Source organism: Strawberry lethal yellows phytoplasma (CPA) str. NZSb11 (assembly GCF_000397185.1).
GTDB classification, from domain to species: domain Bacteria; phylum Bacillota_I; class Bacilli_A; order Acholeplasmatales; family Acholeplasmataceae; genus Phytoplasma; species Phytoplasma australiense.
On record NC_021236.1, the window covers coordinates 17,491 to 37,550 of the forward strand.

Sequence of the window (20,060 nt, forward strand, 5' to 3'; positions counted from 1 at the left end):
CAGATATGAAATGTTTATATCAAACAGGAACTTTTTACGAAGATATAGCACAAAAGTTAAAAGGATCTGAAATAGTAGAACTGGATAACTTTGATATCCAAGCTCAAAATGTTAAAACGGATTCTAATAAATATTTTTATGTAGCTGATGCAGCGGTTTCAAAAGCCCACAAAAAAACCGATCCAGATGATTTAGAATTGATAGACGTTCCAATAAATTCAGATTTAATGAAAAACATAATCAAACCATCTGAAGGTATTCTTGGAATTGCATTTAAAAAAGAAAATATTGCAAAAAAAGGCATTACCCAACAAGCTCTTGATAACTTTTTAGAAAACAATTTGTCTCAACAACAAAGAAAAGAATTATGGTCTATGGCTGAAGAAACCATTGACCCAGATAAAAGTATGTTGACTATCTTTAGAAACAATTTCCCTCTTTATAAAAAAGGGATTGCAACAACTCTTAAATTTGGGATTTATGGAACTTTGGGAGGATTTGCTTTATCTTTATTATTAGTTTTTTTCAAAGTTTTGAATATTACCAAAAAGAACAGTCATTTTGTAATTTATTATTTGCATCAAACAGGATGTAAAATTATTGATATTTATATATGGGTTATCAAAAGTACCCCTATGTTAGTTCAAGCCTTTGTCGGTTATTATGTTTTCAAAGAGCTCTTTTTAAAAGATGTTTCGTGGTATACTCCAATGTTTTCTGCTTACATGGTAATTATTTTAAATACTATGGGATATATTGCAGAAATTATTACTAAAAATATTTCCTTTTTGGATAAAGGACAAATTGAGGCCTCCTCGTCTTTGGGAATGTCACACACCCAAACAATGTACAATATTGTTTTACCTCAAGCAATTAAAACATCAGAAGTTCCTATTTTAAATCAGTTTATTATGAATTTAAAAGATTGTGTTGTTTTTAGTACGTTACGGTGGTATTATTGATATTGCTTTTGCTTCTAAATCTTTGTATGGTAGTGTTGCAAGCATTACCCCTTATTATATTTCTTCCATTATTTATTTGATAATTATAGGAACTATTATTTTCTTTTTGAAAAGATTAGAAAAAGCAAGACAAATTTAAATTTTATAATATAAATAATTAAAATATTTTAAATTAAATTTATTAAATAAAATGACAATATTAAAATTAATAATAAGACAAATTAGTTTCTAGATTTATATGTTTTAATTTTGTTGTTAATTCAAAAGTATTAAAAAAATATCTTTTTGATTTTTTGATTCAAAAAATTTTAAAAGCCCTCGTTAGTTTGAGGGCTTTTATTTTTATAAAAATATTCACTTTTTCCAAAGACTCGCCAACTTTTGTTTTAAATTTTTTTAAAACTTAAAAAGCTTGTGATAATTACAATTTATTCAGATTAAAAAAACTATAAAATCAAAATTAAAAAAATTATCTCTCTTTATGTTTTTTAAATTAAAAGATATATATTTTTTGCCAATAAACGAAAAATACAAACATTTTTTTAAGAAAATAATGCTATATTTAATATTTTACGCTTTTAATGTTTATCTAGCAATAATTTCATTTGTTGTTTTCATGTTTTTGATTGACGGGGTGAGGCAGGCGAGCTGTTTTTATAATTTTTTAATTTATTAAGTGTTTTTTTGGAAAATTATTTTTAGAAAAAATGAAAATTATTTTTTTATTTTTGAAGATTTTTAAAAGTAATGGGGAAATAATTTTTTTAGACATTTTTTTAGTTTAATTAATTTGTTTTGTTGATTTGCAAAGATATTAAATTATCTATTATTTTTTTTAGTTGCCAAGAATATTTTAAAATAAAAAATGTCTAAAAACAAGGAACAGCATATTATTTTTTAATTTGGGATTTAGAATATTTTTTAATCATTTGTACCATAATATAAAATATATAATTTTTTACATATAGAAAAGAGTATTCATGCATAATATTAATTATTTTTTCAAATCTTTTGTAATTTTAGATATAATTTTTACCATAATTTTAACTACTATTGTTTTGAAAATTATATTTTTAATATTTTCTTTTGTATATACAATTATTAAAAAAATAACATATATAAAGTTTTTTTGTTTTCGTGTAAAAATTTTAAAATTCATGATAAAACAAAATATTGATGCATTAGATATATTAAAAACTAAAATAATTTTTTTTCAAAAAGATTTAAAAGAAAATAATAATTTGCAAAAGAAAATAATTAATCGAATCGATAAAAATCTTTTATATCAAACATTTTATTCACAAATAGTAAACTTTAATTTAGTAAATTTTAATCTTGATTTGCAAAAAAATCATGAAGAAGGATTAATTAATTCTTTAAATTTTTTGTTTTGGATAGAAAAACACAACAAACAAATCAATTTTAATAATAATGGTTTAATTATTATGATTGATAAAATTGTTGATAATTTAAAAAAAGAATTATTTTATTTTAATAAAGAAAAAAAGATACTAATGTTAATATTGATAACAAAATTAAAAAAATATTAAATATATTTAAATTTATCTGTATATTGCATAAAATATGTAAATATACATTTGAAAGTTATATCAAACAAGAAGAATTTACAAAATTAAAAATCTTATTTACATATAATTTAAAAAAATATTTTATTTTAAAAATTCATATTTGTTTTAAAAATATAATAGAAAAAAGATGGTCCATATTATGGAAAATATTACAATTAATATTATTTTCTTTTTTTCCAAGTTTAAGGTTTTTTGGTAATTTTATAAAAATGTTGTAGCTATCCTAAGAATCAATGAAGCAAATTCACCTGCAAAATATATCATCAATTGTTTTTTACACAAAATGAAAGATAAAAAAGACCAAAATATGAATGAAAATATAGAAGAAGTCTACAACCTCAAATAACAAACAAGAATAAAAAACAATAAAGCTTTAAAAACAAAAGATAATATTTTTTCACTGTTGCTTTTTGATATTTTTTTTTAGTTTAATTAATTTTTTTGTTGATTTGAAAAGATATGAAATTATCTATTATTTTTTTAGTTTTAAAAAATAATTTTAAAACAAAAATGTCTAAAAAAACATCATCTCCCCAAATATTTTAAAATAAAAATGTCTAAAAACAAGTAACAGTGCGCTGTTTTTTTAAAAGAAAAAAAGACCAACTAAAAAGTCAGTCTTAAATGTTTGAATTTTGATATTTAATTTTTTTGAGTGTTTGGAATTCAGTTTATTTTTTCATTAAATAATTTATAAATTTATTTTTCAAAAAAAGAAAAATTAAAATATACAATTGGATATGGTCCTTAAAAATTGGGTTGTTAAACAACAAAATAGTATTTTTCCAAACTACTTATTAACGTAGTTTGGTTTTTTGTTTTTAGCGGAAAAACCTAAACAAAATCTAAGAAAAGAGGGGAAAAGATGCTTTGAAAAATCGGGGTTAAAAAACAAAATATATTTTTCTTTGGTGACAAAATTTTGAAAGGTCTTTTCCTAAAATGATTGTAGAAAAAAACCAATCTATTTTTTTAAAACCTTGCCAAACCCTTTGAATCCAAAGAAAAACTTAAAAATTTAAACAATCCCAAAGATAACGTTGAGAAAACTAAATAATTTAAGTTAAGTGAAAAAAATATTTTAAGATTATCTTTTTTCCATAATTTCTTGATTAAGAGAAGAAATAAAAGTTTCAATGTTTGTAGTTGTTTGGTTTTTTTGGCCATATTTTCTAAAAGTAATCAAATTTTTAGCAATTTCATTATCACCAACAACTATTTGATAAGGGATTTTTAATTCTTGAGCTTCTCTGATTTTATAACCCAAAGTTGCCTCTTTGGAATTAATTTCTGCTCTTAATCCTTGAGATAATAAAAGTTCTTTAATTTCTTGAGTATATTTTAAATGAACCGAAGAAGAAACAGGAATTAAAAGTATTTGTACAGGAGCAAGCCACAAAGGAAAAACACCTTTATTTTCTTCAATTAAATGAGATAAAAAACGTTCCAAAGTAGAAACAATAGCGCGATGAATGACAACAGGACGGCAATGTTTGTTATTAGCATCAATAAAAGTTAAATCAAATTTTTGCGGTAATAAAAAATCTAATTGAATTGTTGATAAAGTTTCTTCATTTCCTAAAGCAGTAAGTACTTGAACATCTAACTTAGGGCCATAAAAAGCAGCATCGCCAATGGCTTCTCTAAAAGGTAAATTTAATTCTTGGATTGTTTTTTTTAAAATGTTTTCTGCATGTTGCCACATATTGTCATCTGGAAAATATTTTTCTTTATCTTGAGGATCACGATAACTTAAACGGAATTCGTATTTTGTGATTTTAAAATCACGATAAACCTCTAAAATTAAATTGATGATTTTTTTGATTTCTTCTTCAATTTGATCAGGTCTTACAAAATTATGAGCATCATTAAGATTCATTTCTCTTACTCTTTGTAATCCTGAAACAGCGCCTGATTTTTCAAAACGATGCATCATCCCTAATTCAGCAATTCTTAATGGCAACTCTTTATAACTACGAGGACTTTTTTTATAAATCATCATATGATGTGGACAGTTCATCGGTCTTAAAACTATTTTTTCTTTATTTTCTAATTGCATCACAGGAAACATGTTTTGAGAATAATGTTCTAAATGACCTGAAGTGCGATAAAGCTCTACGTTTGCCATAATAGGAGTATAGACGTGATGATATTGATGACTCAATTCTTTATCAACAATATACCTTTCAACAATACGCCTCAAAGTAGCTCCTTTAGGCAACCAAAAAGGTAAACCCAACCCCACTTCTTGAGAAAACATAAATAAATCTAATTTTTTATTAAGTCTTTTATGGTCGCGTTCTTTTCTTTCTTCTAAAAGTTTCAAATAATTGCCAAGGTCTTCTTTTTTAAAAAAAGAAGTGCCATAAATACGAGTTAATGATTTATTTTTAGCATCACCTTGAAAATAAGAACCAGAAATTTTTAAAAGCTTAAAATGTTTTATTAAAGATAATTTAGGAATATGACCCCCACGACAAAGGTCAATAAATTCACCTTGATGACAAACAGTAATATCTTCTTCTTTGTGTTTTTCTAATAAAATTAATTTATAAGGATTATAGGAAAAAAGCCTTTTAGCTTCATCATACGTTACTTTTTTCATTATCATGGAGTGATTTTCTAAAGCTACTTCGTGCATTTTTTTTTCAATTGTTGGCAAATCTTTTTCTGAAATAGAATGGTTTTGAAAATCAATGTCATAATAAAAACCTTCTTTAATGGCTGGTCCAATTGTAAAAAGAGCGTTTGGATAAAGTCTTTGGATTGCTTGAGCCATTAAATGAGCCGTGCTATGGTTTAGAACAAATAACGATTTGGGATTACTTTCTGCCAAAATTTCTAAGTCTCCATCTTGTGTTAAAGGATAATCAAGTTCTATGAATTTTTGGTTAAAAAGAGCTGCAACTGGTTTTTTCAAAGTTTTTTTTAACCAATTTTTCCAAATTTCCAAAGGAGTTGTTTTGGAAGGAAATGAATGGCTTTGATGATTTAAAAGATTAATTTTAATCATAAAATAACCCTTTCTGAAATTTTTTATAAATATTACTTAAGTTGTTTTAAATAAATAGATAAATCTTTTTCTAGCGATTTTATAAACGGTTCAATTTCTTGAAAAGAAGATAAAAGCAAACTACATGCACTTAAATGACCTTTAAAACCGTATTTTTTAACAACATGATAAATATGAGGTCCATTAGAACAAAGACGAACTTTAATTTTTTGATTATTCATTTCTAAAAAAAGAATATAAAAATAGTAATTTTCTATATACAATAACAAATTAATAGCAGAAAAAGACTCTTCCAAGGTTAAATTAAATTTTTGCATTGTTTTTTGAGAAACATAAACATAAACAAAATTTTTTGCTACAACAATATTTTGACATACATAACCTTTATATTTTACAACATTAAGCTTTTCTTTTTTGACTTTTTTTCCCACCCAAGTCACATCAATACCATAATTTAATAATTCGGATGCAATGCGAAAAGTTTGGCTACTCACACGATTAAAACGAAAATTACCACTATCAGTCAATATTCCTACATAAATAGCCAAAGCACCTAAATAAGTTAATTTTAAGTTTAATTTTTCTTTGAGAAGGTAGATCATCTCAGAACAAGAACCAAAAGAATCATCAACCCATTCATAATTTCCATAATTTGATATTAAAATATGATGGTCAATTCGAATAATAAATTTACCTAGCTGAAATCTTTGATCACTAATATTTTTGGTGTCACCAGAATCAACAACAAAAACCAAAGCATTTTTATAAACATCATCAGTTATTTTATCCATTGTTCCTAAAAAAGACAAATTCAGGTTTTCTTCGCCAACTGCATAAACTTTTTTCTCAGGAAAAGTTGTTTGCAACATGTTTTTTAATCCAAATTGTGCTCCATAAGAATCGCCGTCTGGTCTTTTATGTCCGTGGATAATAATAGTATCAAAAAATTTAATTTTTTCTTGGATTAACTTCATCTTTTTTTATTCCTTTTAATTATTTAGAGATTAGAAAATAACAAAAAATAATTACAACATGAAAAATATAAAAAAATAGTATTTTTATTTTCCCAAACAAAATTTAGAAAATAATTCTTTAATTAAATCATTTTCTTGATTATCACCAATAATTTTTCCTAAAGCTTGATAAGCCTTGGTTAAGTCAATGGAATAAACATCTATTGGCATTGAATCCATGAAAGCAGTTTGAAAATCTTTTAAGGCTTGATGTGCTATCTGTATTTGATTAATGTGCCTCACGTTAGAAAAAGAATTAAAATCTTTAGATGAAATTTGTTCTAATTGAAACTTTTGTAAAATAGCTTTTTGTAATTCGTCCAAGCCTGTTTTTTTTAAACTAGAAATGGAAATAAAATTTTTGATAGGAAAAGAAGTAACTGTTTTTTCATTACTTAAATCAGCTTTGTTACCTATAATAATCCGAGGTTTTAAACGTGTTAATTCTAATAGTTTTTCATCATCTTCCTTTAAAGGTTCACTTTGATCTAAAACTAATAAAATAAGTTCAGCTGATGATAAAATTTTTTTAGTCCTTGAAATACCGATTTTTTCAATTGGGTTTGTAGTTTGATGAATTCCTGCAGTATCAATTAAATTAAGGGTAATGCCTTGACAATTAAAAGAAGCATCAACAAAATCTCTTGTAGTGCCTGCGATGTCAGAAACAATTGCTTTTGGTTCGTTTAATAAAGCATTTAATAAGCTAGATTTACCAACATTAGGGCGACCAATAATTAAAGTTTTAATTCCATCTCTTAAATAACGACTTTTTTGAGAATGAAATAAAATAGCCTCTAATTCTTCTATTAAACTTTTTACTTGAGGAGCAATAATGCTTTGAGTCATTAACAAAGTGTCATCATATTCAGGATAATCAATATTAACTTCAATTTGAGCAATAAGAGTCAAAATTTTTTCTCGCAAAGAACTAACTAATTGAGAAGTGTGTTTATGGAGCCCTAAATTAGCAATTTTAATAGCATTTTGATTAGTGGCATGAATCAAATCCATGATAGCTTCAGCCTGCACCAAATCAATTTTACCATTCATATAAGCTCTTTGACTAAATTCTCCAGGATAAGCCAATCTAAGATCTAAAGTTAAAATACGTTCTAACACCATTTGAGTAATTAAAATACCGCCATGAGCACTAATTTCTACAACATTTTCGCCAGTAAAAGAATTAGGAGCTTTAAAAACAGAGACCAAAACTTCATCTAAAATAGTTTCATCTTGGTTTAAAATAAAACCATGATGGACGGTATGCGTTAAAGCTTCTAATAAGTTTTTACCTTTAAAAATTTTATTAATTTCTGTAATCGCTTGAGCGCCACTAACTCTAATAACACTTATCCCACCTGTTCCTAAGGGAGTTGTGATTGCAGCAATAGTATCAAAAAACATTTTTTAACCATTTCACGAAATACAACCAATTAACTACACAAAAATTATGCAAACATTTAAAAATGTTTTTGAAAAATTAAAAAAATTATAATGCCTTTTTGTAATTATCAAAAATTCTTTTTGATTATCGCAAATATTTTAAATCCATAAATCTTTTTCTTGTTTTTTTGCAAAGAAATAAAAGATAGTTTTAAAAAGTAAGGTTTTAATTCTAATTGAGATATTTCATTTTTTTTTTTTTTGGAGTTTTTTGGTTGTTTTCCATAACCTTTCTTACATTTTAAAAAGGCAAAAATAAATTTAAGGCTTTGATTTAAAACAAAGCTCTTTTTTATCGTGGTTTTTTTGTTGTGCTTCAAAAGTCATAATGGCTTTTTGGATTTTTTCCACAAAAACGGGGATTTGATCTTTTGAATCCAAAGTAGCACCACAAGCTCTTCTATGACCCCCCCCTTTAAATTGTTGAGCAATGTGATTAATTTCCGGTCCACGAGAACGAATACTCACTTTAAAAGTTCCATCTTCTTTTTCCATAAAAAAAGCCCACACTGGATGATTTTCTAAATGACCTAAATTATTAACTAAACTTGCAGCAACATCTAAATTTAAATTAAGTTTTTTCAAAATCGCTTGAGAAACGACAAGATAAACAAAACCTTTAGAAGCAATAGCGTTTTGAAAAATATAGGCCTTATAATGAAACAAAACTAAATTTTCTTTGTTAAGGTGATAAAAAATTTTTGCAACATCTAAATCAAAAGCCAACAGAGAAGAAGCAGCTTTCAAAGTATATTGATTAACTCGATCAAAACAAAAATTACCAGTATCAGCAACAATACCTACATACATCGCCAAAGCACCTTGATAAGTTAATTTCATTTTAAAATTTTCTTTTAAATCAAAAATCATTTGAGAACAAGAAGAATAACTAGAATCAACCCATTGATAATCGCCATAATGATCTGTTAATAAATGATGATCGATTCGGATAATTTTTTGAGCTAATTTAAAACGGTTGTCACTAATTCTTTTTTCTTCACCACAATCAACTATAATAGCTAAAGCATTTTGAAATAAATCATCTTCAATTTGATCCATACTTCCAACAAAAGATAAATAAAGGTTGTTTTCGCCAACAGCATAAACCTTTTTATCAGGAAAAGTAGCTTTGATGACATCTTTGAGTCCTAATTGAGCACCATAACAATCACCATCAGGATTAATATGTCCATGGATAATAATTTTATCAAATTTTTTAATTTGTTCATAAATAATTTGCATATTTTATCCTTCTATGATTTTATTTATTTAAGCAAGTGCTTTTTTTTGCGCTATTTCAAATAATTGAGCAATTTTTTCTTGATCATTTTCTTTTAATAAAAAACAATCTACTAGCAATTGATTTACTACTATTCTTGCAATATAAGATTTTTGAAAGACGGGAGAGAAAAAATAAATTTTATCTTTTTCATCTTGTTCTCTTTCGTTGTTTAAAAAAACTAAAAGTTTAGCTTTTAAAAGTTCTTTACGTTCTTCAGTTGATAATTTATCATATTGTTTTTCTGAAAATTTTTTATAATCATCTATTTTATCTTGAAATCCTTTTGAATTAACATAACCAGGTCTAGTAGGAAATTGGCTGCTTTCTTGTAAAAATAAGATTTCGTTGGCTTTTTGTGAAGTTAAATGTTTTAAAAACAACCAAGAAGCAATAACTTCATCTTTATCTTTTTTATAAAATAAATTAATGTTTGCTCCTTGTTGTAAAGTTTTCCTTTTCCCTTTTTCCCAATAAGGACAAGAAGTTACCCCGACTTCAAAACCAACTTTATTTACATAATCCAATCCATTAGAAGAATTAATATTCATTAATATGTCTTGTTTAGCAAACAAATTAAGAGTATGGTTTTCGCCTGATAATTTGCGAGTAATTAAATATTTTTTTTCATCATAAAATTGTTCTTTTAAATCTCTAATCATCTTTTGAGCATCTTGATTGTTAAAACCAACTCCTAGTTGATCGTTTGTAGTTTTGGGATTTGTATATTCAATATTTTTTTGTTCAGAAGAAATAATAAATAAATTAGATTCAGATTCATAAGAAATAGGAATTTTTTGAGGATTGTGTTTTTTAATTATTTCAGATAATGTTTTTAATTCTTCCCAAGTAATACCATCTTTTAATTCGCCAGTTTCTGGTTGTTTGTCTTTAAAACATTTTTTTATTTTACCAAAGTCTTCCTTAGAGAAGTCTTCCTTAGAGATTCTTTTTAATAAGTTTTTCAAATAGGTTTGGTTATAAAACATTAATTCAACGTTTTTGGTGAAAGGTAAAGAATACCATTTTTTTTCTTCTTCCCCTAATGCAATTTGTGATTCCTCTTCATAAATAGGATAAAAAAATGTATTTTCTTTTTCTTCTTTTTCTAATTTTATTTCTTCATTTTTGTGGAAAATAAAATCATTTAAAGGCACGAGTTTTCCTGATTCATAATAATTAACTAAAAAATCAGGGTAAGAAACAATCAAATGGGGTTCGTTGTTGGCTGGCAAAGCAACGTTAATGTTTTTAGTAAGAGTTCCCCAATTGCCTTTAAATTCTTCTTTAACTGTAATATTTTGATATTTCTCTTGAAATTTACTGATGATTTGTTGCAAAATTTCTTGGTTGTTGCCTTCTTTTCCTAAATTATGCCAAAAAATAATTTCAATTTTTTTATCCTTAAATTTTTTCCAATTATTTTCATCTTTATATTCTTCAAGTTTTGCTTTTAAAGTTGTATAATTTTTTTTTCTTAATTCTTTAGCTGAAGTTTTGGGAAATAAAATAATAATGGTTAAAACCAAGAAAGAAAAAAGGAAAAAAGCAATAATTTTTAATTTATCCTTTGATACCACTGTTTAAATTTCCTTCTAAAACGTATTTCTTGCAAAAAATAAATAACAAAACCAAAGGGACTGTGATTAAAGTAGTGGCTGCCATTTGCTGATTAATTAAATTTGGTTTCGTATCGGAATCAAAAAAATTTCTCACTATTACTGTTAACAATTTTCCGCCAACAAGTTGCGGCCATAAGTAAGCATTCCAAGCAGCAACTGCTCTAAAAATAACAATATTAATTAAATTATCTTTTAAAAGAGGAATCAAAATTTTAAACAAAAAATTAAAATTACTACTACCATCAATTTTAACAGATAAATATAATTCTTTAGGAATTTTTTTGATATTTTGCATTAATAAAAAAATATGAACAAAATTAATTAAAAAAGGCAATACCATAGCAAAATAAACCCCTCCTGGAACAATAGAACCATTACCAGGATCAACTAAACCTAAACGAGCCACTGTTTGATAATTAATTAAAAACATACTTTCAGTAGTAATCATGGTAGTAATCAAAAAAAGACTGAAAACAATTCTTTTGTTTTTAAATTGTAAAATACTTAAAGCAAAGGCAGTAATAACAGAAACAATAATTCCTAAAATAGTTGATAAAAAAACTACTAAAATAGTCACTAAAAAAGAAGGCAAAAAACCAATTTTATTATTACCCACTAAAACATTTTTAAAATGTTCAATTGTAAAATTTTTAGGATACCAATGGATATGTAAACTATCTTTTTGAAAAGCCACGTTTAACATCCAATAAAAAGGTAAAGCTAAAAACAACAAAACAAAAAATAAAAAAAAATATTTAACAAAAATAAAAAAAAAGCTTGGGGCTTTTCTTTTTAAAATCAATAAATTTGATTGAATTTTATTCATTTCATTATTACCTTAAACATTTATTCTCGATTAAATTTTTTCATAAAGTGAAAATTCAAAAGAGTAAAAAAAATAGAAATCAAAAGCAAAATAATAGTTGCCGCTGCTCCTTTAGAATAAGAATCAAGGACAGGATTAGATGCTTGATGATAAATATAGCCAACAATTGTATTTACTTTTGTTTCGTTGGCACCAAAAATACCGACAACAGATTCATATTCTTTAAAAACTTGAATCATAGTTATAATGACTTGATAAAAAACGCTCGGCAAAATTAAAGGAAAAGTTATTTTTTTAAAAATAGTTAAATTAGTGGCGCCATCGATGCGAGCGGCATCAAAATAATTTTTACTAATGTTTTTCAAAGCAACACTAAAAATTAAAATGTGAAAAGGCAAAGAACGCCAAACAACATAAAAAATTAAAATAAACATTTTATTAAAATAACTAGCAGAATGACTAATCCAATTATGCGAAAAACTTAACAAACCTTCAGTGCTGTTTTTAAAATCCCAAATATTATGATAAAAAAGGACTGCAAAAACCATTCCCATAACAACAGAATTAGTTAAATAAGGAAGAAAAAAAACGGTTTGAAAAAGCTTTTTTAAAAAATGATTATAAACATAATTTAGAGCCAAAGAGATCATTAAAGAAATAAAAATAGAAATAGGTACAGCGATAAAAACTAATACAAAAGTATTTAAAAGAGCCGTTCTAAAATCTGGATCTTTAAAAATAGTCACATAATTGTTGAAATTAAAAGAACTAGAAAAAACGTCTGTAAACTTATCGTAACCATGATTTAAAGAAATGAAAAATGTTTTGGTTAAAGGATAAAAATTAAAAACAGTTACCAAAAGTAAAGCCGGAGCTAAATAATACCAATGTTTATGCTTATTTTTATTTTTAAAAAATTTTTTTAATGCTGACATTTAAAAAATCCTATTTTCTGTTTCGGGATCGAAAAGGAAACATTTTTCTTGTTTAATTTGAAACCTAATTTTTTGTTTGGGGAAAAAACCTTGAGGAAAAATAATATCTTTACTTTTTTCATCAAATACGAGGCGAAAAGTATTGTTAACCGCTTGAGGATGACGAGCTAATAACATTAAATCTCTTCCGATAGTTTCCAAAAACAGCGTTTCAATTTCTAAATTACCATCTTCTGCAAACCAATATCCTTCGGGTCTGATTGCAACATAAACTTTTTGTTTTAATGTTTTTAAATTTTTATCATGAGAGAAATCAAATAACAAAGATTTACCAAGATAAACTTTTCCAAAAACAATTTCTCCTTCAAAAATTGAAATTAAAGGATTTCCTAAGAATTTTGCAACAAATAAATTACGAGGGTTGGAATAAACTTCTTGAGGACTTCCTTTTTGTTGGATTTCTCCTTTTTTCATTAAACAAATTTCATCACTAATTGTCATGGCTTCTTCTTGGTCGTGAGTAACAAAAATAGCAGTAATGCCTGTTTTTCTTTGAATGCGACGAATTTCTTCACGAGTTTTTAAACGAAGTCCCGCGTCAAGGTTAGATAAAGGTTCGTCCAATAACAAAACTTGAGGCTTTTTGACTAAAGCGCGAGCGATTGCGACTCTTTGTTGTTGCCCTCCTGATAATTCATGAGGTTTTTTGTCTAAATGTTCTTCAATTCCAACTAATTTAGCAATTTCTTCCACTTTAACCAAAATTTCTTTTGCAGGAGTTTTTAAATTTTCTAAAGGAAAGGAGATGTTTTGTTGAACTGTCATATGAGGATATAAAGCATAATTTTGAAAAACGAAGCCAATTCCTCTTTTTTCTATAGGAACATTAGTTACATCTTTGTTCTCGAAAAAAATTTTTCCAGAAGAAATAGAATGAATTCCTGCAATCATATAAAGAATGGTTGATTTTCCACAACCAGAAGGTCCTAAAAGACAAACTAATTTTCCTTTAGGAATATCAACACTAATTTTATTAACAACACAAGTTTCTTTTTTATTTTTTTTATCAAAAAAAACTTTTGAGACTTGACTTAATTTTATGCCCATTTTTTCATTTCTCTTTTATATTATATATTTATTTAATTTCTGACAATTTATATTATTTTTTTGTCTTAAATGTTTTAAAAGTTTAGAAAAATTTTTATTTTATTTTTTCTTTTAAACTTAAAAAATTGTGATAATTATAATTTCTTCAAATTAAAAAAAACTCTGAAATTTAATTAAAATTCATCAACTTTTTGATGTTCTTTTAATTTCTGTCAATTATAAATTAATTTTTTTTAAAGTGGAGGATACACACTAAACAAACTAAACAAATTATCCTTAAAGCTTAAAAATTTAAAAGTACCAAAACTAAAAAATCCTTGAATAATCTTTTTTTATTTACATCAAGAAATTGCAAACAAATGTTTTTAAAACAATTTTTTTTAAATTTTTTGAAAACTTAAAAAAATTGTGATAATTACATGTGTCTTGAGATTAAAAACTTCACCGTTTCATGTTTTTTATATTTTTTTCTTTAAGATTTTTAAATTTAAGATTTTTAAAAATTCCAAATTTCTTTAGATTAAAAAATATAAATCAAAAACACTATCTAATTTTTTTCGTATTTTGTTAAATTGAGACATATACAAACTTTTTTCCAAAAACTCACTAAGCAACTCATATGGAAGTAATTATTTCATATTTGAATTTTTGGTTTTTCAAATTTATCTGATTCAAACGTAATTTAGGATTTGTATATGTGTTTATTTGTTTCCATTTTGCGTCATAAATTAATCATTTGTTTTAGTTATAATAACATTACCTATATCTATCAGTTTTTTCATAAATTTTTTAGATGATGCATTTAATTAGTTTTGCAGCAAAGAAAGAGTGATAAAGATAGGTAAATGTTGTTGTTTGGTATTTTTGTAATTTATTAAGTGGTTTTTGAAATTTTTTTAGACAAAATGTAAAAATTGTTTTTTTAGTCTTAATTTTTTTAAAAGTAAAAACTTTTTATTAATAAAAACTTAATAAAAAAATAGATTTATTTATGTTTTTTCACTATTGGCCTGTGTTTGTTTTTTTTAGTTACTTAAATTTTTTAAAATTTTTTGTTATTTTTAAATGAATTAAAAACACGAAATCAAAACTTAATAAGTTCTTGGAAAAGCAATGACATCTCTAATATTATCTAAACCTGTCAAAAAAAGCAATAATCTTTCAAAACCTAAACCAAAACCAGAGTGAATACAACTGCCAAAACGACGTAAATCTAGATACCATTCAAATTCTTTTTGAGGGATTTTCATTTGTTGCATTTTTTCAATTAAAACTGCTAAATTTTCTTCTCTCTGTGATCCACCAATTAATTCTCCCACGCGAGGAACTAAAAGATCCATGGCAGCGACTGTTTTTTGATCAGGATTATTTTTCATATAAAATGCTTTGATTTCTTTAGGCCAATCAATTATAAAAACTGGTTTTTGAAAATGTTTTTCAGTCAAAAACTTTTCGTGTTCGGTTGCCAAATCAGAACCATAAAAAACTTTATTCTCAAAAGCAACACCACTTGATGCCAAAATTTCAATTGCTTTTTGATATGTGATTACTAAAAATTCTTTTTCTTGAACAACGTTTTTAAGTTCTTGTAATAAACCATTTCTCACTGTTTGGTCTAAAAACTCAATATCTTTTTGGTTTTCTTGAAGACATTGAACAACAACTTCTTGCAACATTTCTTGAGCAACTTTTAAATTTTGTTTTAAATCGCAAAAAGCCATTTCTGGTTCTAACATCCAAAACTCAGCAGCATGTCTGGGAGTGTTTGATTTTTCAGCTCTAAAAGTAGGACCAAAAGTATAAACTTTATTCAAAGCTAAAGCCATTGCTTCTGCTTCTAATTGCCCCGTTACTGTTAAAAAAACTTTTTTACCGAAAAAATCTTTTTGATAATTTATTGTTGAGGGTTTTTCTTGTGATAAACGCTCTAGATTAAAGGAAGTTAGTTGAAATAATTCTCCAGCTCCTTCACCATCATTAGGAGTGATAATGGGGGTATTGATGTGAAAAAAACCTTTTTTATGAAAAAAATGATGCAAGGCGAAAAAAGCAGTACTTCTAATGCGAAAAACTGCTCCAAAAAGTTTTGTTCTTGTTCTTAGATGAGGGATAGTTCTTAAAAAAGATTTAGAATGTTTTTTTGGTTGAATGGGATAAGAAAAATCACTTGAACCTAATAAAGTGATATTTTGAGCCAAAATTTCTAAATTTTTTTCTTGTTTTTCGTTTTTCTTTAAAAAACCTTCAACTTTCAAAGAAGCGCCAATTTGCAAAATATCTTTTATTTTTTCTAAATCAACATTTTTATAAACAATTTGGAAATTTTCTAAAAAAGTGCCATCATTTAATTCTATAAAAATTAATTTTTTTTGAAAACGACAATTTCTAATCCAACCATTAACAATAATTTTTTTTCCTAAATAAAAATCTGCTTTTTCAAAAATATTTTTAATAGAAATTTCCATTATTTTAATCCTTTATTTGATTATTTTTTATAAATTTGACATAACAACGCGATAACAACATAATAATAAATTAAAAAATTATAAAGAATGAAAAATTAAAAAAACTTTAAACATAAATTACAAATTAATAAAAATAATTACAAGCATATTTTAACATTTTTAAGCCAATTTTTTAAAAATATTTAAAAACAAAGCCCAATAAATGTTTTTTTTAGGAATTAGAAAAAATTGCCTTAATTGGTTCCTAAAGGGTTAAATTTTTTTTTAAATTCAAATAATTAATCTTTTTTTTAACCGCCCAAAAACTTTATTTTTTTAATAAATCATAAATTTTTTTTGCTCCCAAAATTTTTTCAAAACTAACTAAAAAAATAGTAAAAATCAGCCGAATTTATATTTAATGAACAAATTTGCAAACACCAATAAAACAATGTTATATCTTCATAAAAAAATATTTTTTTTGCAACACTTAAACGCTTTCAAGTTTATGAGGTGTTTTATTTTTTCCTCTCAAAAACCGATTTTTAATAATTTTTTAATTGACTGAAAAACTAAATATTATTATTTAATTTAATACATAATTTAAATATTTTAATTATATAATTAAATTTTTTTTAGGTTTTTGATTATTCCTAATTGTTTGATTATTAAGATATTTATAAAAACTTAAACACCTTTAAGTGCAAATGTAAATCATAAATATTGGTAAGCTCCACAAAAATGGCACCATTTGAGAACAACATTTTTTTCCAAAAAAATATGATTTTTTGAAAAACCAAATTGTTTATTAATTACCTTTATTATAACATAATTAAAATTATTTGTCAAAATATAAAATATTATTGTTGTCAATACTAAAATATAAAAAAATAATTTTTTTTACACAATAATCTAAAAAGAATTGATTTAAAGAATTTTATTAATTATAAAAAATGAATATTCAAAATATTACCTCTTAAATGATTTTATATTTATGATTTGATATTTATCATTACCAATCACCCAAAAGTGTCATATAAGGGCAAAATTTTGAGTTTTAAGTGGTGATTGTGGTTTTTTAAAACACCTTTTTTTTGAGGTCTATAAAAAAACCTACACAAATTGCCCTCCGTTATGAAGGGCTTATAGTTTTAATTATTAATTAATATTTTTAGTTTTAAATTCTTTGGGTGATAAATAATTTAGGACTTTCATTTTGCGATAAATATTATAATATTCAATGTAATCAGTAATAATTTCTATAATTTGAGGTTCGTCTAAATTTTGCATTTTTTCATAATGGATAGTTTCACGTTTCATGTTGGCCCAAAATGGCTCCATACATGCATTATCAGTTGGCATGGCTTTAGCTGAGAAACTAGTTATTAGATTATTTGCTTTTAACTCAGTTTGATATCTTTTAGAAGTATAAACACTTGCTCTATCACAATGAAGAATGCAAGGGTTTATTAATGTAGGAATAACTTTTAAAGTATTAATTACAAAATCAACATCAGCGATTTTAGAAATATTGTAACAAATAATTTCGCGGTTATACAAATCCATCATCGCAGAAACAAATAATTTTTTGGTTATTTTTCCCAAAAGGTATATAAGTAATATCTGTACATAATTTTTCAAACGGTCTTGTGGCATGATAATTGTTTTGAATTAGGTTTTTTAAATTATTTTCTTTTTGAATAGCTAAATCATAATAATATTGAGGTTTTCGTTGTATTCTTTGTGATAATAACCCAAATTGATGCATCAGTTTTAAAACAGTTTTAGCGTTTATCTTAAATTTAAGGTCAATTAATTTTTGATGAACCACGCGATAACCAAGCCTTCTTTTTCTTTTGCCATCAGTTGTGATATATGAACCTTGTTTGCATATTTGAAACAAGGCTTTTTCCAATTCACTTTGAGGTCTAGGATGAAGACTTTGTTTAATCCATCTAAAATAACTAGTTTTTGAAATAGATAACCATTTAATCAATTGTTCTAATGAAGCTTCTTTTTGATATTTATTAATGATTTCTAAATATAATTTTCTATTTTTCTTGAAATTAGTTTTTAGTTGGTTTTTAATTGCGGTTTTAATTGAATTAATTTCTGAATCTTTAACCTTTCTTTTTCCTCTAATTGATTGTTCTAGCCTTTCCACCCCTTTTAATTCATACCACTTCACCCATTGATAAATCTGACTCCGATTTGTAATATTTAAGTTTTGTTGTATTTCTTTACATCTTTTGCCTTCCTGTTTCGCAAAAAACAGCCTTTAATTTAACATCCAAAGAATATAATTTTAATTTTTTCTCCATTTCTAAGCTCATTTCTGTTTTATTAACATAACTTTATTTTTTTAAGCTTTGGTTGTTAAAAAAACTATTTTGTCGGGTATTTTAAAAAAAACAACAATAAAATCTTTTAAAAAGTTTTATTGTTGTTTTAAAATATTTATTAATTATTTTTTTATTTTTTTTGTAATTTAAACATCAATTACTAATTTTTTTTATTTCTTTTATCGTCTTCGATTGTTGTTTGGTGGATTTGGATTATTTTGATTATTACCTTGTCGCGGCATAGCGTTATGAACAATAATTTGCTGATTTGAAATTTGTTGACTTAATTGTATACTTCGTCTGACAAGATTATTAATAGTTTCTTCGGAAGCATTATTACGACTAGCATTAATAATTTGTTCTCCTATTCTAGCTTGTTGATTATTCAATTCTAGCAAAATGCCTGCTTGGATTTCCAAATTTCTCTGATTTTGTTGACCATTATTTATATCATGACCATTAGAATGACCATTATTCATCGCCATAACTTGATTATTATTTATTAATAACATTCCTAAAAAAGCTAATAAACAAATACTTATTATTTTTAATTGATTTTGTAATTTAAACATTAATTACTAAACTCCTTATTTTTATTTATTTTAATTATTTTTTGTATTAAATTTCTTAGTATAAAGTGTGATATATTTTTGTTTTGGGTTGAAGTGAAGATAGTTAGTTTTTCATTTCGGATTTTGGGAATCTAGAATCTTTGGGGTCTATGATATGACATTTCACTTCATCCATGAAAAAGTCTTTATCTTCTTCAATTAACCATTTTGGGCCTTCGTAGTCTAGGTCTGTGTAGTGGTTTGAAGGGTCGTTGATGAAATTTATATCACCGAAATATGAATCATCACCTTTATGTTTCATATGAAAAGTTTTAAAATAATCAATGATGTTGTCTTTTATTTCCCATTTGTCAAAAGGGTTTTTCATAAACGGCATTATATCATTTAGCTCGTATTCACGGTGCTGTCCACAACCAAGACCGTTGAGACCGTAGAAAGTGTATTTAACTTTAATCATTTGGTGACCCAAAACAAGGTGATTAACATCATGACTATAACTTTGACAAGGTCTACCTTTCCAATCTTTTGTGGCCCCAAATTCTGCATTGGGGTCATAACCATCTGCTTTATAATATTTCTTAATTTGGTAGTTATCATCTCTAGAACGGTATCCTTCAAACCATTCAGCTTCAATTTCTATCTTTGGGTTAGGAATAGTATAGGTTTTGGGCCTGGAGTTTGTTATATCGTATTTACTGTCTAAAAATATAAAACCACCGAAAATAGCAAATATACTTATTATAAAACAACAATATATAATTATTGGTTTTATTGGATTTCTTATTGTATATTTATAGGGATAGATTATTTGCGTTTCGATTGTAGGATTTGTTTTTCTACTTTCTATTACAAACAGCCCCCCTCCAAACCGTACGAGCAAGTTTCCAAGCATACGGCTTTCCATCATTTA

General features: G+C 25.4%; 15 protein-coding genes and 2 pseudogenes. 3 read left to right on the forward strand and 14 right to left on the reverse strand.

From position 1 onward, the window contains the following. The first annotated feature begins 5 nt into the window (after nt 1–5). The 3 genes from SLY_RS05860 (at nt 6) to SLY_RS00105 (ending at nt 2,512) form a co-directional block, all read left to right on the forward strand. The gene (locus SLY_RS05860; RefSeq protein WP_015637588.1) at nt 6–962 is read left to right on the forward strand and encodes an ABC transporter permease subunit; all 957 of its coding nucleotides are present in this window, start codon (nt 6–8) and stop codon (nt 960–962) included. Then, the gene (locus tag SLY_RS05530; protein ID WP_015637589.1) at nt 931–1,101 is read left to right on the forward strand and encodes a hypothetical protein; all 171 of its coding nucleotides are present in this window, start codon (nt 931–933) and stop codon (nt 1,099–1,101) included. Before SLY_RS05860 ends, SLY_RS05530 begins: the two co-directional genes overlap by 32 nt. 1,018 nt (nt 1,102–2,119) lie before the next feature. After that, complete coding sequence (locus tag SLY_RS00105; protein WP_235043279.1) at nt 2,120–2,512, forward strand: hypothetical protein; 393 nt, start codon at nt 2,120–2,122, stop codon at nt 2,510–2,512. 1,126 nt (nt 2,513–3,638) lie between these two features. Here the strand turns inward: SLY_RS00105 and thrS are convergent. The 14 genes and pseudogenes from thrS to SLY_RS00170 all read right to left on the reverse strand — a co-directional run bounded on the left by thrS (nt 3,639) and on the right by SLY_RS00170 (nt 20,057). Continuing rightward, complete coding sequence (thrS, locus tag SLY_RS00110) at nt 3,639–5,564, reverse strand: threonine--tRNA ligase (protein ID WP_015637594.1); 1,926 nt, start codon at nt 5,562–5,564, stop codon at nt 3,639–3,641. Nucleotides 5,565–5,596: 32 nt separating this feature from the next. Next, on the reverse strand, nt 5,597–6,538 hold the full coding sequence (locus tag SLY_RS00115; RefSeq protein WP_015637595.1) for a DHH family phosphoesterase: 942 nt from the start codon (nt 6,536–6,538) through the stop codon (nt 5,597–5,599). 84 nt (nt 6,539–6,622) lie between these two features. Continuing rightward, nucleotides 6,623–7,984 carry a tRNA uridine-5-carboxymethylaminomethyl(34) synthesis GTPase MnmE gene (gene mnmE / locus SLY_RS00120; RefSeq protein ID WP_012358650.1) on the reverse strand — a complete coding sequence of 454 codons (1,362 nt, stop codon included), beginning with the start codon at nt 7,982–7,984 and terminating at the stop codon, nt 6,623–6,625. Nucleotides 7,985–8,284: 300 nt separating this feature from the next. Further along, nucleotides 8,285–9,265 (reverse strand): DHH family phosphoesterase, encoded by a 981-nt coding sequence (locus SLY_RS00130; protein ID WP_012358651.1) that lies wholly within the window; start codon nt 9,263–9,265, stop codon nt 8,285–8,287. Between the two features lie 27 nt (nt 9,266–9,292). Next, nucleotides 9,293–10,882 carry an extracellular solute-binding protein gene (locus tag SLY_RS00135; protein WP_015637596.1) on the reverse strand — a complete coding sequence of 530 codons (1,590 nt, stop codon included), beginning with the start codon at nt 10,880–10,882 and terminating at the stop codon, nt 9,293–9,295. Next, the gene (locus tag SLY_RS00140) at nt 10,866–11,627 is read right to left on the reverse strand and encodes a carbohydrate ABC transporter permease (RefSeq protein ID WP_235043302.1); all 762 of its coding nucleotides are present in this window, start codon (nt 11,625–11,627) and stop codon (nt 10,866–10,868) included. Before SLY_RS00140 ends, SLY_RS00135 begins: the two co-directional genes overlap by 17 nt. A 143-nt stretch (nt 11,628–11,770) precedes the next feature. Then, on the reverse strand, nt 11,771–12,685 hold the full coding sequence (locus SLY_RS00145) for a carbohydrate ABC transporter permease (protein WP_012358654.1): 915 nt from the start codon (nt 12,683–12,685) through the stop codon (nt 11,771–11,773). Next, the gene (locus SLY_RS00150; protein WP_012358655.1) at nt 12,686–13,792 is read right to left on the reverse strand and encodes an ABC transporter ATP-binding protein; all 1,107 of its coding nucleotides are present in this window, start codon (nt 13,790–13,792) and stop codon (nt 12,686–12,688) included. It abuts the gene before it with no gap. A gap of 1,091 nt (nt 13,793–14,883) precedes the next feature. Then, nucleotides 14,884–16,257, reverse strand: coding sequence for an asparagine--tRNA ligase (gene asnS / locus SLY_RS00155; RefSeq protein ID WP_015637598.1), 1,374 nt, complete (start codon nt 16,255–16,257; stop codon nt 14,884–14,886). 1,137 nt (nt 16,258–17,394) lie between these two features. After that, nucleotides 17,395–17,805, reverse strand: coding sequence for an IS3 family transposase (locus tag SLY_RS05535; RefSeq protein WP_015637600.1), 411 nt, complete (start codon nt 17,803–17,805; stop codon nt 17,395–17,397). Then, on the reverse strand, nt 17,789–18,424 hold the full coding sequence (locus SLY_RS05540) for an IS3 family transposase (protein WP_015637601.1): 636 nt from the start codon (nt 18,422–18,424) through the stop codon (nt 17,789–17,791). Before SLY_RS05540 ends, SLY_RS05535 begins: the two co-directional genes overlap by 17 nt. After that, a pseudogene (locus SLY_RS05775) lies at nt 18,425–18,511 on the reverse strand (hypothetical protein); the annotation flags it as partial. Nucleotides 18,512–18,757: 246 nt separating this feature from the next. Next, a complete protein-coding gene (locus SLY_RS00165) occupies nt 18,758–19,150 on the reverse strand; it encodes an SVM family protein (protein WP_012358658.1) in 393 nt (130 codons plus the stop codon). A 30-nt stretch (nt 19,151–19,180) separates the two neighbouring features. Next, nucleotides 19,181–20,057, reverse strand: a pseudogene (locus SLY_RS00170) (hypothetical protein). Between the last annotated feature and the right edge of the window lie 3 nt (nt 20,058–20,060).

What these genes read in the sequence shown, in the direction of transcription:
- SLY_RS05860 (WP_015637588.1), top strand. Translation starts at nt 6, where the DNA reads ATGAAATGTTTATATCAAACAGGAACTTTTTACGAAGATATAGCACAA.
- SLY_RS00105 (WP_235043279.1), top strand. Translation starts at nt 2,120, where the DNA reads ATGATAAAACAAAATATTGATGCATTAGATATATTAAAAACTAAAATA.
- thrS (WP_015637594.1), bottom strand. Translation starts at nt 5,564, where the DNA reads ATGATTAAAATTAATCTTTTAAATCATCAAAGCCATTCATTTCCTTCC.
- SLY_RS00115 (WP_015637595.1), bottom strand. Translation starts at nt 6,538, where the DNA reads ATGAAGTTAATCCAAGAAAAAATTAAATTTTTTGATACTATTATTATC.
- mnmE (WP_012358650.1), bottom strand. Translation starts at nt 7,984, where the DNA reads ATGTTTTTTGATACTATTGCTGCAATCACAACTCCCTTAGGAACAGGT.
- SLY_RS00130 (WP_012358651.1), bottom strand. Translation starts at nt 9,265, where the DNA reads ATGCAAATTATTTATGAACAAATTAAAAAATTTGATAAAATTATTATC.
- SLY_RS00140 (WP_235043302.1), bottom strand. Translation starts at nt 11,627, where the DNA reads ATGTTAAACGTGGCTTTTCAAAAAGATAGTTTACATATCCATTGGTAT.
- SLY_RS00145 (WP_012358654.1), bottom strand. Translation starts at nt 12,685, where the DNA reads ATGTCAGCATTAAAAAAATTTTTTAAAAATAAAAATAAGCATAAACAT.
- SLY_RS00150 (WP_012358655.1), bottom strand. Translation starts at nt 13,792, where the DNA reads ATGGGCATAAAATTAAGTCAAGTCTCAAAAGTTTTTTTTGATAAAAAA.
- asnS (WP_015637598.1), bottom strand. Translation starts at nt 16,257, where the DNA reads ATGGAAATTTCTATTAAAAATATTTTTGAAAAAGCAGATTTTTATTTA.
- SLY_RS05535 (WP_015637600.1), bottom strand. Translation starts at nt 17,805, where the DNA reads ATGATGGATTTGTATAACCGCGAAATTATTTGTTACAATATTTCTAAA.
- SLY_RS00165 (WP_012358658.1), bottom strand. Translation starts at nt 19,150, where the DNA reads ATGTTTAAATTACAAAATCAATTAAAAATAATAAGTATTTGTTTATTA.